Consider the following 14,430-nt stretch of genomic DNA (forward strand, 5'->3'; position numbering starts at 1 on the left):
GCAGGGTCGAAGGTCCCGAGGGGCAGGGGACGGAGTCCGCCGCTGGGCCGCCTGCTTCGAGCGCGCTCGACGTTGACCCGCCGGTCTAGCGTGGAGGACGTGACCGACCTGCAGCAGCCCCAGAGTGATCAGACGCAGCCCCACCAGACGCAGGCCCCCGCAGCCAGCACCCTCGGCGAGCTCCGCGCGAGCGGCCACGAGCTCAAGCCGCTGCGCCAGGAGATCCGCGACAACCTCCTCGCGCGCCTGCGCGCCGGCGAGGACCCGTGGCCGGGCCTGCACGGCTTCGCCGACTCGGTGATCCCGCAGGTCGAGCGCGCGCTGCTCGCCGGACACGACATCGTGCTGCTCGGTGAGCGCGGCCAGGGCAAGACCCGGCTGCTGCGCTCGCTGGTCGGGCTGCTCGACGAGTGGAGCCCGGTCATCTCCGGCTCCGAGCTCGGCGAGCACCCCTACGACCCGATCTCGGTGACGTCGCAGCAGGCCGTGGCGACGTACGGCGACGACCTGCGCGTCTCGTGGCGCCACCGCGACGAGAGGTACGCCGAGAAGCTGGCGACGCCGGACACCTCGGTCGCCGACCTGATCGGCGACGTCGACCCGATGAAGGTCGCGGAGGGGCGCCACCTGGGTGACCCGGAGACCATCCACTTCGGCCTCATCCCGCGCAGTCACCGCGGCATCGTCGCGATCAACGAGCTGCCCGACCTCGCCGAGCGGATCCAGGTCGCGATGCTCAACGTGATGGAGGAGCGCGACATCCAGATCCGCGGCTACGTGCTGCGGCTGTCGCTCGACGTGCTCGTGGTGGCCAGCGCCAACCCGGAGGACTACACCAATCGCGGACGCATCATCACCCCGCTCAAGGACCGCTTCGGTGCCGAGATCCGCACCCACTACCCGCGCGAGGTCGCCGACGAGATCGCCGTCGTGAGGCAGGAGGCCGACCTCGTCGCCGAGGTGCCGGCCTACCTGCTCGAGGTGTTGGCTCGCTTCACCCGCCAGCTCCGCGAGTCGCAGGCCGTCGACCAGCGCTCGGGCGTCAGCGCCCGGTTCGCGATCGCCGGCGCGGAGACCATCGCGGCAGCGGCGCTGCACCGTGCGACCACCCAGCGCGAGGACGAGGCGGTCGCCCGCGTGGTCGACCTGGAGACCGCGGTCGACGTGCTCGGCGGCAAGATCGAGTTCGAGACCGGCGAGGAGGGTCGCGAGGCCGAGATCCTCACCCACCTGCTGCGCACCGCCGTGGCGGAGACCGTCCGCGCGCACCTCGCCGGCATCGACCTGCGCCTGCTCGTCGAGGCCATCGAGGCCGGCGCGATGGTCAGCACGGGCGCCAGGGTCGGCGCCCGCGACTTTCTCGCAGGGCTGCCGGTGCTCGGGGAGTCCGAGCTCTACGACGAGGTGTGCGACCGGCTCGGCGCCACCAACGACGGCGAGCGCGCCGCCGCCCTGGAGCTCGCGCTCGAGGGGCTCTACCTCGCCCGCAGGATCGGCAAGGACACCGAGGCGGGGGAGACCGTCTATGGGTGACTCAGCCGCGGCTGGGTCCGCCGTCCGGCTGCGTCCCGGCACGATCGCGGACATCCCGGCCTTCCGCGCGCTCGGCGAGGCGGTGGTGCCCGTGACCTACGGCCCCATCGACGCGGCGTACGCCCAGCGGATGCTCGACGAGTGGTGGATCCCCGAGATCTTCGAGAAGTCCCTGGAGCGCAACACCCACCTCGTCGCCGAGCGCGACGGGGAGGTCGTCGCGCTCGCCAACCTCGGCCGGCTCTCGCGCTCCTACCGCGCCTTCCCCCATGTCACCGATCCGCACGTCACAGGCGACCGCGAGGTGATGTGGAAGCTCTACGTCCATCCCGACCACCAGGGCCTCGGCATCGGCAGCCGGCTGCTCGCCGAGGTCGAGGCGCTCGTCGAGGGCGACGAGCTGTGGCTCGAGGTCGTGGACGGCAACGACCAGGCGTACGACTTCTACCTCTCGCGGGGCTTCGTCGAGGTCGAGCGGGTCAGTGACGGCCGCTGGCCCGACGACGTCTGGCTCCGCAAGAGCCTGGGGCGGACCGGGCGATGAGTCGCTTCACGCGCTACGACGGCGGCGACCCGCTGGCCCCGCCCGTCGACCTCGCCGAGGCCCTGGACGCGATCGGCCAGGACGTGATGGCCGGCTACTCGCCCGAGCACGCGATGCGGGAGTTCCTGCGTCGCGGCAGCAGCGACCAGCCCGGCCTCGACGAGCTCGCCCGGCGGGTCGCGGAGCGCCGGCGAGAGATCCTCCGGCGCAACAACCTCGACGGCACGATGCGCGAGGTCCGCGAGCTGCTCGACAGGGCCGTGCTGGCCGAGCGCGGGCAGCTCGCCCGCGACACCACGATGGACGACGGCGACCGGGCCTTCCGCGAGCTGGTGCTCGACTCTGCGTACCCCGAAGGTGGTCCGACGTCGACGCCGGCCGCGGTGAGCGAGCTGGCGTCGTACGACTGGCAGTCCTCGGAGGCGCGCGAGGCCTTCGAGGCGATCAAGGACCTGCTCGGCCGCGAGCTGCTGGACCAGCGCTTCGCCGGCATGAAGCAGGCCCTGGAGGGCGCGACCGACGAGGACCGCGCGGCCGTCAGCGAGATGCTGTCCGACCTCAACGACCTGCTCGAGAAGCACGCCGCCGGGGGCGTCACCGACGAGGAGTTCGGTGACTTCATGGACAAGCACGGGGACTTCTTCGCGGACTCCGACGGGCGGACCCCCCGTGACATGGACGAGCTGCTCGACACCCTCGCCCAGCGTGCGGCCGCGGCCCAGCGGATGATGAGCTCGATGACACCCGAGCAGCGCCAGGAGCTCATGGAGCTCTCGCAGCAGGCGTTCGGCTCGCCGCAGCTGATGGAGCAGCTGGCCCGGATGGACGCGAACCTCCAGGCGCTCCGGCCCGGTGAGGACTGGTCGGGGTCGGAGAGCTTCGAGGGCGGACCGGGGACAGGCCTGGGTCTCGGCGACGGGACGGGTGCGCTCCAGGACCTCGCCCAGCTCGACGCCCTGGCCGAGCAGCTCGCCCAGTCGCACCGCGGCGCGCGGCTCGACGACGTCGACCTCGACGCGCTCGCCCAGCAGCTCGGCGCCGACGCAGCCGTGTCGGCAAAGACCCTGCAGGACCTCGAGCGGGCGCTGCGCGACAGCGGCTACCTCAAGCGCGGCTCCGACGGCGAGCTGCGGCTCTCGCCGCGCGCGATGCGCCAGCTCGGCAAGGCGCTGCTGCGCGACGTGGCGGAGCGGATGAGCGGACGCTCCGGCGCCCGCGAGACACGTACGACCGGGCTCGCCGGCGAGCCGTCCGGTGCGAGCCGGCGGTGGGAGTTCGGGTACACCGAGCCGTGGGACGTGCCGCGCACCATCACCAACGCGGTGCTGCGCGATCCCTCGTCCTTCGGCGGTCGAGGAGCCGGCGAGGGACGAGCCGGCGTGTCGAGACTGCGGATCCAGGTCGACGACATCGAGGTCGTCGAGACCGAGGCGCGCACCCAGGCGGCCGTCGCGCTCCTGGTCGACACGTCCTTCTCGATGGCGATGGACGGGCGCTGGGTGCCGATGAAGCGCACTGCGCTCGCGCTGCACCAGCTCGTACGCTCCCGCTTCCGCGGCGACGACCTGCAGCTGATCGGCTTCGGTCGCCACGCCCAGGTGATGGAGATCGAGGAGCTCACGGGCCTCGACGCACGCTGGGACAAGGGCACCAACCTGCACCACGGGCTGCTGCTGGCCAACCGCTTCTTCCGCAAGCACCCCAACGCCCAGCCCGTGCTGCTGGTCGTCACCGACGGCGAGCCCACGGCGCACCTCGAGGCCGACGGCGAGGTGTGGTTCTCCTACCCGCCGCACCCGCTGACGATCTCCCACGCGGTGCGCGAGCTCGACGCGGCCTCCCGGCTGGGTGCGCAGGTGACCTTCTTCCGGCTCGGCGAGGACCCCGGGCTGGCGCGCTTCATCGACTCGATGGCCCGGCGGGTCGACGGCCGGATGGTGAGCCCCGAGCTCGACGACCTCGGCGCCGCGGTCGTCGGGTCCTACCTCGGCTCGCGCGGTCCCGCGTCGTCGTACCGCGACCACTTCGGCGACTGGGGCGGCGGGCGCGGCTTCTGGGTCTAGCGGATCAGTGGCCCGCGGCCTCGAGCATCCGCAGCAGCTCGGCGCCCATGTGCTCGATCACGGCCTGGAGCGCCCTGGCGGGGCGCACCATCACGGTGAAGTCGACGATCTGACCGTCGACGTCCCACGTGATCATGTCGATGCCGAAGACGTCGAGGCCGCCGACCTCGGTGCGGAACTGCAGCACCGCCGAGTCCTCGCCCAGCCACTCGCGCTCGTAGGTCAGCTCCGGGCCGAGGACGGTGAAGGCGGCGGTGAGGTAACCCACGACGGTGTCGCGCCCGACCTGCGGGGTGTGGACCGCCGGGCTGCGGAAGACCGCGTCCTCGGCGACGAGCCCCGGCAGGCCTGCCGGGTCGCGGCTCTCGACGACGGCGTGCCAGCGGGCCAGCGCCTGCTCGGCCGGGGTGGGGGCATCCATGGCCGCCATCGTGCCACCCGCGGGGCCTCCCCACTCCCCGGCGCCGGGGTAGTCCACCGGCATCTGGTCGTCGGCCGGTCCTCGGGACAACCACTTCCCGGTGGACTACGCGGGCTCAGCCTCGGCGAACCCCGGCAGCGACTCCTCGAGGATCTCGCGGAAGGGCGCGGTCGCCCCCAGCTGGCTGAGCAGGCCGATGGCGCCGATCCAGGTCCGGTGGATGAGGAGGTAGGACGTGGGCAGGTTGAGCTTCATCGCGAGCGTGAACTCCTCCGACCGCGGGTCGTTGACGCGCTCGAACTGCTCGCGCATCCACTCCCGCGTGAAGGTGAAGCGCTCCAGGGCGGCCGGCTCGACGAAGGGCGCGAGGTAGTCCATGACCTGGCGCGCGTCGACCTCGATGCGCTCCTTGATGAAGCCCTCGGCGCGCAGCCCGGCCACGAGTGACTCCTCGTCGGCGTCGAGCGCGATCCGCATGAGCCGACCGGTGGCCGGTGGCATGCCGCCGTCCTCGAGGCGGGCCACGGCGCCGAAGTCGAGCACGCCGAGCCGGCCGAGGCCGCCGTCGGGACCGGGCAGGACCCGGAAGTTGCCGGGGTGCGGGTCCGCGTGGAGCATGCCGGTGAGCCGGGGGCCCTCGAAGAGGAACCGCACGAAGAGCTCGCCGTAGTGGTCGCGCTCCTCCTGCGTCCCCTCCCGGATGACGTGGGCGAGCGAGTGGGCGGAGTCCATCCACTCGGTCACCAGCACCTCGCCACCGACGGCGACCACCGGCGGGACGGCGATGTCCGGGTGTCCCTCGAACGCCTCGGCGTACGCCGACTGCGCCTCCGCCTCGAGGTGGTAGTCGAGCTCGTCGGCCGCCCGCGCCTGCAGCTCGGCCACGAGCGGCTTGATGTCGAGGCCCGGGAAGACGGGCGCGACCCCGCGGGCCAGCCGGGAGATCTGGCGCAGGTCGCTCATCAACGCCTCGCCGGCGCCGGGGTACTGCACCTTGACCGCGACCTCGCGCTCCTCGCCCGTCGTGTGGTCGAGCCACCGGCCCCGGTGCACCTGCCCGATGGAGGCGGCAGCCGTGGGCGCGCCGTCGAGCCACACCAGGCGCTCGGCCCAGTCGGCGCCGAGATGGGTGGCGAGCTGCTGCCGCACGGTCGCGGTCGGCATCGGCGGGGCGGAGTCCTGGAGCGCGGTGAGGTGCTCGCGGTAGGGGGCGGCGACGTCCTCCGGCAGCGCGGCCTCGAGGACGCTCAGCGCCTGGCCGAACTTCATCGCCCCGCCCTTGAGCTCGCCCAGCGTCCGGAACAGCTGCTCGGCCGTGCGCTGCTGCACGTCGGTGAGCACCGACTCCGCGGACCTGCCGCCCAGCCGCTTGCCGAAGCCCATGGCCTGTCGTCCGGCGTAGCCCAGTGGGAGGGCTGCGAGCCGGGCTGTGCGCGCGGCGGCCTTGCGGGGGAGCTCGGTCATGGGGCCATTGTCGTCGGTCCGCCAAACCCGGGTGTCCCTCCGCCGTGACCCGGGCCACGGTGCCTCGTTGACGGAGCAACCACACTCCAATCTCGGGAGGACCCCGTGCGTCACAAGCCCCTTCTCGCCTGCGCGGCGAGCGTCCTGGCCGCCTCGGCGACCTTCGCCTTCGGCGGCACCGCCTCGGCGGCCGACCCGGCCGGCGCGAACACGGCCCAGGCCGACGTGTCCGACTTCCTCGCCCGCCAGCTGACGACACTGTCCGGCCGCACCACCGTGATGGTGCACGGCACCTCGCTCGCGGCTGCGCGTGACGCCGTCGCGGCCGCGGGCATGACGAAGAAGGGCGAGTTCGCCTCGATCGGCGTGGTCATCGCCAACGCGACCAGGAGCCAGGTCCAGGCCGTGCGCAGCGCACCCGGCGTGACCTACGTCGAGGGCGGGGCGCAGCCGATCGAGTTCTTCAGCCAGGACGTGGCCGAGACCTCCAACACCGCCACTCGCGGCGTCGAGGCCGCCGCCACGCTGACCGGCGCCGACGGCACCGCCCTCACCGGCCAGGGCGTCAGCGTTGCGGTCATCGACTCCGGGGTCGACCCGACGCACCCCTACTTCAAGGAGGCCGACGGCTCGAGCGCCGTCGTCGCCAACCTCAAGGCGCTGTGCGAGCCGCTCACCGAGACCTGCTCGGTCCAGCGGCTCCCCGGCGTCATCGACACCGACACCCTCTCCGTCGGCGGCCACGGCACCCACGTCAGCGGCATCGTCGCCGGCCGGCCGACCACGCTGACCGACGGCGGCACGCTCCAGGGCGCCGCACCCGGCGCCAAGCTGGTGTCCGTCTCGACCGGCGCGGGCATCGTGATCCTCGGCGCCGACTCCGCCCTCAACTGGGTGCTGGAGAACCACGAGGCGCCGTGCGGCCCCGGGGTCCCCGCGACCACCTGCCCGCCCATCAAGGTCACCAACAACTCCTACGGCCCCACCGGCGGCGGCGAGTTCGACCCCGAGTCCGCGACCGTGAAGCTCCAGCGCGCGCTGGCAGCGGAGGGCGTCGTGACCGTCTGGGCGGCGGGCAACGACGGGGGCGACGGCTCGACGAGCCTGACCAACCCGCCCGGCCAGGACCCGACCGGCGGCATCTTGTCGGTCGCCTCCTACTACGACCAGGACACCGGCACCCGTGAGGGCGTCGTCTCGGAGTACAGCTCGCGCGGCCTGTCGTCCGACGCCTCCACGTGGCCGGACATCTCGGCGCCCGGCGAGAACATCACCTCCTCGTGCCGGCTCTACCTCGCGATCTGCTCGACCGGCCTCGACTTCCGCAACGGTCCGGGCGCGCTCGACCTCGGCACCTTCAACACCATCAGTGGCACGTCGATGGCAGCCCCGCACATCGCGGGCATCGTGGCGCAGCTCTTCCAGGCCGACCCGTCCGCGACGCCGGGCGAGATCGAGCGGGCGCTGAAGGTCTCGGCGCACAAGTACGCCGACGGCGCGGCCTACGAGGCCGGCTCGCCCGGCACCACGTCGTACGACAAGGGCCACGGCCTCGTCGACGTCGTGGCCGCCGTCGCAGCCCTCGGGTGACCCACCGGGGCTGACCACAGACCCTCTCCAGGGGAGGGACACTGCGCAACAGGGGCGCGGTGGACCGGCGGGCGGGAGTTCTCGGACTCCCGCCCGCCTTCTGCATGTGGTGGGGTGAGGCATGGAGATCGTGTTCAGCGGCGAGGTGGTCGAGTGGCGCGGACCCGCGCCCTTCCACTTCGTACGCCTGCCGCTGGACGCGGCCGACCTCGTCGACGAGGTGAAGGCCGATGTCGTCTACTGGGGCGTGGTGCCGGTGCGCGCCCGCATCGGGGACACCGCGTTCACCACGTCGATGTTTCCCCGAGAGGAGACGTGGTTCCTCCCCGTGAAGGACGCCGTACGCCGGGCCGAGGGTGTCGACCTCGGCGACGTGGTCGACGTACGCGTCTGGGTCGGCGCGTAGTCAGGTGCCTGCGGGGACAGTGCGGCTGCGACGGGTCGTCAGGTGGAGGCTGAGCGCGACGTAGTAGACGACGTAGGCCACCGAGATCGCCAGCCACACCGGACTGGGGTCGGGGAGCTGGACCAGGAGCACGGCGTAGCTCGCCAGCCACAGGCAGGTCAGGGCGAGCGTCGTCCTCTGCAGCATCGTGGTGCGCGAGGGGTAGACGTAACCGACGGGCACGAAGACGAGCACCGCGCACACCAGCAGCACGACGGCGACGGTGGCGGGCCGGAGGTCGAGCACCACGACGTAGAACGCGGCGATGTTCCAGTAGCTGGGGAAGCCGAGGAACAGGTGGTCCTCGGTCTTCGCGTCGACCCGGCAGAACTGGTAGGCCGAGGCGAGCAGCGGGATCGCTGCGAGCACGGTCGCCCGGGTCCCGTCGCCGAGGTAGCCGGCGCTCCACAGCAGGAGCATCGGCATGAAGGCGTAGGTGATGTAGTCGACGATGTTGTCCAGGAGCGCGCCGTCGAACGACGGGGCGTAGCGCTTGACCTGCACCCAGCGCGCGAGCATCCCGTCGGTGCCGTCGACGACCATCGCGACGAGGAACAGCCAGAGCGCCCGGACGGTGTCCCCCTCCATGACGGCGACGAACATCAGGAAGGCCAGGACGACCCCGGAGGCCGTGTAGGCGTGGACCAGCCAGGCGGCGACGGTGTGACGGTACGGCGATGGGGCGGGCACGCGACTCCTCGGTCGGACGGGTCCTGCTGCGCAACCGGATCATGTCAGGCGCGGATGCGATCGGAGGCAACCTCCGGCGGCGTGGCCGCGTCCTCACTGTGCACCCCGGCTCGCGGGGGCACCTGTGAGAACGGAAACAGCACCATGCGCACCACCATCCTCGGCTCCGCCACCCTGGCGCTCGCAGCCACCCTCGCCCTGACCCAGCTCGCCCCGGCCAACGCCGACAGCATCGGCGTCAAGGACCCGAAGGACCTCGCCCACGGCGCCGACCTCCGGTCGGTCCAGGTCGAGCACAAGGCCCGCAACATCGTCGTCACGACGACCCACACCGACCTGCGCGAGTCCTTCCGGTCCGGCTCGTCCGGCGCGGTCTACCTCGACACCGACCCCGCTGACCCGGGCCCCGAGTACGTCTTCGCCGGCGGCTACTTCGTCGGCACCGACTACCAGCTGGTCGAGGTCGACGGCTTCTCCAACGCCTCGTGGGGCGCGCCCGTCGAGGGGGCGTACGCGATGCGGATCGACTACGACCGCGAGCAGGTGCGGATGCGGATCTCCCGTGCGGCCCTCGGATCGCCCGACGAGGTCCGCGTCGCGGTGAAGGTCGCCGGATCGCGCCCCGACGGCAGCAGCACGCGGCGCGACTGGCTCGGCGAGCCGCGCAGCTTCACCGAGTGGGTCGCGCAGTGAGCCGTGGTCCGGGTCGTCACACGACGACCCGGACCTCCTGCGGCCAGCCGCACCCCTCGGCGACCTTGGCCGCCCACTCACGGGCCTCCTCGATCGTCGCGACCTCGATGACCGTGATGCCGCCGAGCTGCTCGGTCGTCTCGGTGTAGGGCCCGTCGCTGACGACCATGGACCCGCTGGTCCCGTCGGCGCTGAACGCCTGGTCCATGTCCTCCACGAGCCCTCCGGCGAAGACGAGGACACCTGCCTGCTCCATCTCGCGGACGACGGCCGTGGACGGCTCGACCCGGCTGCGGAACCACTCCTCGTCGTGGTCCCCGACCCACTGCTGGTGGAAGTAGATGGCGTATCGGGTCATGGGAGCTCCTCCGTCGGGGCCGCCCGTGCGGCCTGTCACCACTGTGACGGACGAGGAGCGCCGGGATCGACAGCCCGTCAGGCGGTCTCGGGGAACTTCACTCCCGTGTTGGCGTGGCAGCGGTAGCCGAAGGGGTTCTTGGCCAGGTACTGCTGGTGGGCGTCCTCGGCGTAGTAGTACGGCGTCTGGCTCGACGGGCGGATCTCGGTGGTGATCTCGCCGAGGCCGCGGCGCGCGAGCTCCTCGCCGTACACCTTGGTCAGCTCGCGGGCGGTCTGCTCCTGCTCGGGCGTCGTCCAGTAGATCGCCGAGCGGTACTGCGTGCCGACGTCGTTGCCCTGACGCATGCCCTGGGTCGGGTCGTGGATCTCGAAGAACTTCTTGATCAGGTCGGCGTAGGACACGACGGTCGGGTCGAAGACCACGCGGATCGCCTCGGTGTGGCCGGTGCGTCCGCTGCACACCTCCTCGTAGGTCGGGTTCGGCGTGCTGCCGCCGGCGTAGCCGACCGACGTGGACCACACGCCGGGGACCTGCCAGTAGATCTCCTCCGCGCCCCAGAAGCAGCCGAGGCCGAGGATCGCGACCTCGAATCCGGCGGGTGCGTCGGGGGTGATCACCGGCGCGTCGAGGACCACGTGGTCGCCCAGGCTCCACATCGACTCCGAGCGGCCGGGGAGCGCCTGGTCGGGGGTGGGCAGGGAGGTGGGCTTGCCGAATCCGAACATGTCTCGATTGTCCCCGGTCGCACAAGCGGTCGGACCACCCATCGGTAGAACTACCTGGACTAGTCCTCGCGCTGTCACGGATGCGGACGCGGATGCCTGGGAGGACGGTGGAGATCTCAGGACCAAGTCGTCGAAGGGAAACGCATCATGTCGTCACGTCGATCTGTTCGGAAGCTCCTGGTCGCTGTCCTCCTGGGGGTGCTGGTGGGTGGTGGCCTGATGGCCGTCACACCCGCCGGGGCCGAGGTCAGCCAGGCCGTGGGCACCAACTGGAAGAAGATCTGGAAGAAGAACCTCAAGCCGCTCGCGCAGAAGAGCTTCTACACCAAGAAGCAGACCAAGGCGAGGTTCCAGCCGAAGGGGTCCTACGAGACCGCCGGCTCGGGCTACACCAAGGCCGAGAGCGACGCGAAGTACGCGGGCGCCGGGTCGTCGTACACCAAGGCCGAGACCGACGCGAAGTACGCGCCGGCCCAGCCGCTCTACCGCGGGAACTACTTCATGTCAGCGGCCGCCGGAACTGTCGCCAGCACGGGGATCTCGTACGGCGCGACGTTCCCCTCGCAGCCGACGGTGCACTTCATCCCGGCCGGCGCCGCTCTGCCCGCGGGCTGCTCAGGCACCGCCGCAGCGCCGAACGCTGCCCCGGGGAACCTCTGCGTGTTCGAGGCCTCGTCGTCCCTCGGTGCCGTCAGCATCGTGCGGCACAACCTGAGCAGTGGATCCGACGTCTTCGGTTTCAGCATGTTTGCGTTCGCGCCGGGCGGAGCGCGAGGAGAAGGTCTCGGCAGCTGGGCGGCTCGCCCCTCCGGCCCCGTGACCAACCCCGTCTTCGCGCCCGCGGCTCCCGGCGCCAAGAACGGCACGGTCGACAGCGGCGCCGGCGGGGTCGTCCGCTGACAGACGTCTCGGTCTCCAGGAGGAACGGCCGCCGCGCCGGGGGGCACGGTGGCCGTTCCGCTGTCCGCAGCGGGCGCCGCGGGGTCTACGCTCGCGGTGTGAGCCAGGAACATGCCAACAAGGCCGGGTTCGAGACGCGTGCGATCCACGCCGGCTACGAGCCCGACGCGATGACCGGGGCGGTCAACCCGCCCATCTACGCCAGCAGCACCTACAAGCAGGACGGTGTCGGCGGCCTGCGCGGCGGCTACGAGTACAGCCGCTCGGCCAACCCCACGCGTACGGCGCTCGAGGGGGCGCTGGCGGCCGTCGAGGACGGCGAGAAGGGGTTCGCCTTCGCCTCCGGTCTCGCCGCCGAGGACGCCATCATCCGGGCGTTGACCGCCCCCGGCGACCACGTCGTCATCCCGGACGACGCCTACGGCGGGACGTTCCGTCTCTTCGACAAGGTCGCCAGGCTCTGGGGCACCGCCTACACCCCCGCGCCGGTCGCGGACACCGACGCCGTGGCCGCTGCGATCGAGCCGGGCCGCACGAAGCTGGTGTGGGTCGAGACGCCCACCAACCCGATGCTCACCATCGGCGACATCGAGGCGCTGGCGATCCTCGCTCACGACGCCGGTGCGCTGCTGGTCGTCGACAACACCTTCGCCTCGCCCTACCTCCAGCAGCCGCTGACGCTCGGCGCCGACGTCGTGGTCCACTCCACCACCAAGTACGTCGGCGGGCACAGCGACGTGGTGGGCGGCGCGGTCGTGGTCCGTGACCTCGACCTCGCCGAGAAGATCGGCTTCCACCAGAACGCCATGGGCGCCGTGGCCGGACCCTTCGACGCCTTCCTCACCCACCGGGGCCTCAAGACGCTCGGCGTACGCATGGACCGCCACTGCGACAACGCGGAGCGGGTCGTGGAGTTCCTCGTCGGCGACCCCCGGGTCACCGAGGTCATCTACCCCGGTCTCGCGGCCCACCCGGGCCACGACGTCGCGGCGCGCCAGATGAAGCGCTTCGGCGGGATGATCTCGTTCCGCGTCGCCGGCGGCGAGCAGCAGGCCCTCGCGGTCTGCGAGCGTGCGGAGGTCTTCACCCTCGGCGAGTCGCTCGGCGGTGTGGAGTCGCTCATCGAGCACCCGGGACGGATGACCCACGCCAGTGTGGCGGGCACGGACCTCGAGGTCCCGGCCGACCTGATCCGGCTCAGCGTCGGCATCGAGAGCATCGAGGACCTCGTCGCCGACCTCGACCGGTCGCTGGGCTGAGCGCGGTGGCCGCTCCCGCCGAGCCCGACATCCGCTTCTCGCTCGCCAACGAGCGGACCTTCCTGGCCTACGAGCGCACCGCCGTGGGCCTGGTCGCCGCCTCGCTGGCGGTCTTCCACCTGCTCGAGCCGTCGTGGTCCCAGCGCATGCTGGGCCTGCTGCTCCTCACCTCCGCGGCTGTGGCGGCTGCAGGGGGCTGGCTGCGCTTCCGGCAGGCGGACCGCGCGATCCGTGCCGGCCACGACCTGCCCGCCGGCACCACGGTCCACCTCATGGCCCTCGCCGTCCTGGTCGTCGTCGTGGCCGCCGGCATCTCGGTGGTGGTGTGAGCACCGCAGCGACGGCCGTGGTCTGCGTCGACTTCGGCTCGACCTTCACCAAGGCCGCCCTGGTCGACCTGGTGACCGGCGACCTGCTCGCGTCGGCCAGCCACCCGACCACCCTCCCGGACGCGGCGGGGGATGGCGACGTCCTCGACGGGTACGACGCCTGCATGAGCGCACTCGCCGAGCAGGACTCCCGCGCCCCCGAGTCCGACGTGCTGGCCTGCTCCAGCGCCGGTGGCGGGCTGCGCGTCGCGGTCGTCGGCAACGAGGAGCTCGTCACCGCCGAGGCCGGGCGCCGCGTGGCGCTGTCCAGCGGTGGCAAGGTGGTGCTGGTGCTCCACGGGGGCCTCGACCCCGACAAGCTCGTCGCGCTCCGCCGGGCCGAGCCCGACGTCGTCCTGCTCGTCGGCGGCACCGACGGCGGCAACGCCGAGGTGCTCGAGGGCGATGCGGCCGTCCTGTCCGCGGCCCCGTGGGCGGGCCCCGTGGTGGTGGCCGGCAACGTCGACTCCCGAGAGTTGGTCGCCGAGCTGCTCGCGGAGTCGCAGACGCCGTACGTCCTGGCCGACAACGTCGTCCCGCGCATCGGCGTGCTCGCCCCCGACAGCGCCCGGCGTGCGATCCGTGAGATCTTCCTCAGCCACGTCATCGGCGGCAAGCACCTCAGCAGCCGCACCGACGCTCGAGGCCGTGCCTTCACCGACCTGGTCCGCGGCGCCACCCCCGACGTCGTGCTCACCGGCGTCGAGCTGCTCGCACACGGGCTCGATGACGAGCACCCCGGTGCGGGCGACGTCGTCGTCGTCGACGTCGGAGGCGCCACGACCGACGTGCACAGCGTCGTGGAGCTCGACCCCGAGGACAGTGGTCTCGCCCGCGAGGTCGTCGCCACGACGCCCGTGACCCGCACCGTCGAGGGCGACCTCGGGATGCGCTGGTCGGCGATCACGACGGTCGAGGCCGCCGGTCGTGACGACCTCCACGCCGCCGCCGTACGCCGCCGCGAGCAGCCCGACTTCCTCCCCGACGACGCCCACGAGCGCGACGCCGACCTCGAGATCGCCGCTGCCGCGGTGCGGATCGCGCTGGAGCGCCACGCCGGACGCAGCAAGGTCGTCGTCAGCCCCGAGGGGCGCGTCGTCGAGCGCAGCGGCAAGGACCTGCGCGAGGTCGACCTGCTGGTCGGTTCCGGTGGCGTGCTGCGCCACGGCGGCCCCGACGCCGTACGCCGGGTGCTGCTCCCCGCGACCGGTGACGCCTTCGAGGGAGGCTGGCAGCTCCCGCGCGACCCGGAGGTGGTCGTCGACCGCGACTACGTGCTCGCCGCCGCCGGGCTGCTGGCCGAGCAGCACCCCCTCGCGGCGCACCGGCTGGTGCGCCGCCTCGCGCCGGGCGGGTATCGCCTACCGTGAGCGG

15 protein-coding genes are annotated in these 14,430 nt (G+C 72.2%); 10 read left to right on the plus strand and 5 right to left on the minus strand.

Translation table 11 applies throughout. The features are described 5' to 3' along the window. Positions 1-108 precede the first annotated feature (108 nt). From K4G59_RS18150 to K4G59_RS18160, 3 genes are read left to right on the plus strand one after another with little or no spacing between them, the layout of a single operon-like run. Positions 109-1,533 carry a sigma 54-interacting transcriptional regulator gene (locus tag K4G59_RS18150; RefSeq protein WP_231252554.1) on the plus strand — a complete coding sequence of 475 codons (1,425 nt, stop codon included), beginning with the start codon at positions 109-111 and terminating at the stop codon, positions 1,531-1,533. Continuing rightward, entirely contained in the window at positions 1,526-2,077 is a 552-nt protein-coding gene (locus K4G59_RS18155; RefSeq protein WP_231252471.1) for a GNAT family N-acetyltransferase, read from the plus strand. Before K4G59_RS18150 ends, K4G59_RS18155 begins: the two co-directional genes overlap by 8 nt. After that, positions 2,074-4,140, plus strand: coding sequence for a vWA domain-containing protein (locus tag K4G59_RS18160; protein WP_231252472.1), 2,067 nt, complete (start codon positions 2,074-2,076; stop codon positions 4,138-4,140). The genes K4G59_RS18155 and K4G59_RS18160 overlap by 4 nt, the downstream gene beginning before the upstream one ends. Before the next feature lie 4 nt (positions 4,141-4,144). Here the strand turns inward: K4G59_RS18160 and K4G59_RS18165 are convergent, their stop codons facing one another. Both K4G59_RS18165 and K4G59_RS18170 read right to left on the minus strand, forming a co-directional pair. Further along, positions 4,145-4,561, minus strand: a complete 417-nt coding sequence (locus K4G59_RS18165; protein ID WP_231252473.1) for a nuclear transport factor 2 family protein — start codon at positions 4,559-4,561, stop codon at positions 4,145-4,147. Positions 4,562-4,666: 105 nt separating this feature from the next. Next, positions 4,667-6,025 (minus strand): ABC1 kinase family protein, encoded by a 1,359-nt coding sequence (locus K4G59_RS18170; RefSeq protein WP_231252474.1) that lies wholly within the window; start codon positions 6,023-6,025, stop codon positions 4,667-4,669. A 105-nt stretch (positions 6,026-6,130) separates the two neighbouring features. On the opposite strand from K4G59_RS18170, the gene K4G59_RS18175 reads away from it, so the two are divergent. Together K4G59_RS18175 and K4G59_RS18180 are read left to right on the plus strand one after the other, a co-directional pair. Beyond that, positions 6,131-7,615 carry a S8 family serine peptidase gene (locus K4G59_RS18175; RefSeq protein ID WP_231252475.1) on the plus strand — a complete coding sequence of 495 codons (1,485 nt, stop codon included), beginning with the start codon at positions 6,131-6,133 and terminating at the stop codon, positions 7,613-7,615. A 121-nt stretch (positions 7,616-7,736) separates the two neighbouring features. Beyond that, positions 7,737-8,021 (plus strand): DUF1905 domain-containing protein, encoded by a 285-nt coding sequence (locus K4G59_RS18180; protein WP_231252476.1) that lies wholly within the window; start codon positions 7,737-7,739, stop codon positions 8,019-8,021. Here the strand turns inward: K4G59_RS18180 and K4G59_RS18185 are convergent, their stop codons facing one another. Further along, on the minus strand, positions 8,022-8,750 hold the full coding sequence (locus K4G59_RS18185) for a CDP-alcohol phosphatidyltransferase family protein (RefSeq protein ID WP_231252477.1): 729 nt from the start codon (positions 8,748-8,750) through the stop codon (positions 8,022-8,024). Positions 8,751-8,894: 144 nt separating this feature from the next. Between K4G59_RS18185 and K4G59_RS18190 the strand changes: the two genes are divergently transcribed. Continuing rightward, the gene (locus K4G59_RS18190) at positions 8,895-9,443 is read left to right on the plus strand and encodes a hypothetical protein (protein ID WP_231252478.1); all 549 of its coding nucleotides are present in this window, start codon (positions 8,895-8,897) and stop codon (positions 9,441-9,443) included. Between the two features lie 16 nt (positions 9,444-9,459). Here K4G59_RS18190 and K4G59_RS18195 read toward each other — a convergent pair whose 3' ends face one another. Both K4G59_RS18195 and msrA read right to left on the minus strand, forming a co-directional pair. Continuing rightward, positions 9,460-9,801 (minus strand): YciI family protein, encoded by a 342-nt coding sequence (locus K4G59_RS18195; protein WP_231252479.1) that lies wholly within the window; start codon positions 9,799-9,801, stop codon positions 9,460-9,462. A 77-nt stretch (positions 9,802-9,878) separates the two neighbouring features. Further along, entirely contained in the window at positions 9,879-10,529 is a 651-nt protein-coding gene (gene msrA, locus K4G59_RS18200; RefSeq protein ID WP_231252480.1) for a peptide-methionine (S)-S-oxide reductase MsrA, read from the minus strand. Positions 10,530-10,676: 147 nt separating this feature from the next. Between msrA and K4G59_RS18205 the strand changes: the two genes are divergently transcribed. From K4G59_RS18205 to K4G59_RS18220, 4 genes are all read left to right on the plus strand, one after another. Then, complete coding sequence (locus K4G59_RS18205) at positions 10,677-11,429, plus strand: hypothetical protein (protein WP_231252481.1); 753 nt, start codon at positions 10,677-10,679, stop codon at positions 11,427-11,429. Positions 11,430-11,527: 98 nt separating this feature from the next. Beyond that, positions 11,528-12,688, plus strand: coding sequence for a cystathionine gamma-synthase (locus K4G59_RS18210; RefSeq protein WP_231252482.1), 1,161 nt, complete (start codon positions 11,528-11,530; stop codon positions 12,686-12,688). 5 nt (positions 12,689-12,693) lie between these two features. After that, positions 12,694-13,017, plus strand: a complete 324-nt coding sequence (locus tag K4G59_RS20605; protein ID WP_231252483.1) for a YidH family protein — start codon at positions 12,694-12,696, stop codon at positions 13,015-13,017. Then, a complete protein-coding gene (locus K4G59_RS18220; RefSeq protein WP_231252484.1) occupies positions 13,014-14,426 on the plus strand; it encodes a glutamate mutase L in 1,413 nt (470 codons plus the stop codon). Before K4G59_RS20605 ends, K4G59_RS18220 begins: the two co-directional genes overlap by 4 nt. The last annotated feature ends 4 nt before the right edge of the window (positions 14,427-14,430 follow it).

Origin of the sequence: Nocardioides furvisabuli (assembly GCF_021083185.1) — a bacterium.
In the GTDB taxonomy this organism is placed as follows: Bacteria; Actinomycetota; Actinomycetes; order Propionibacteriales; family Nocardioidaceae; genus Nocardioides; species Nocardioides furvisabuli.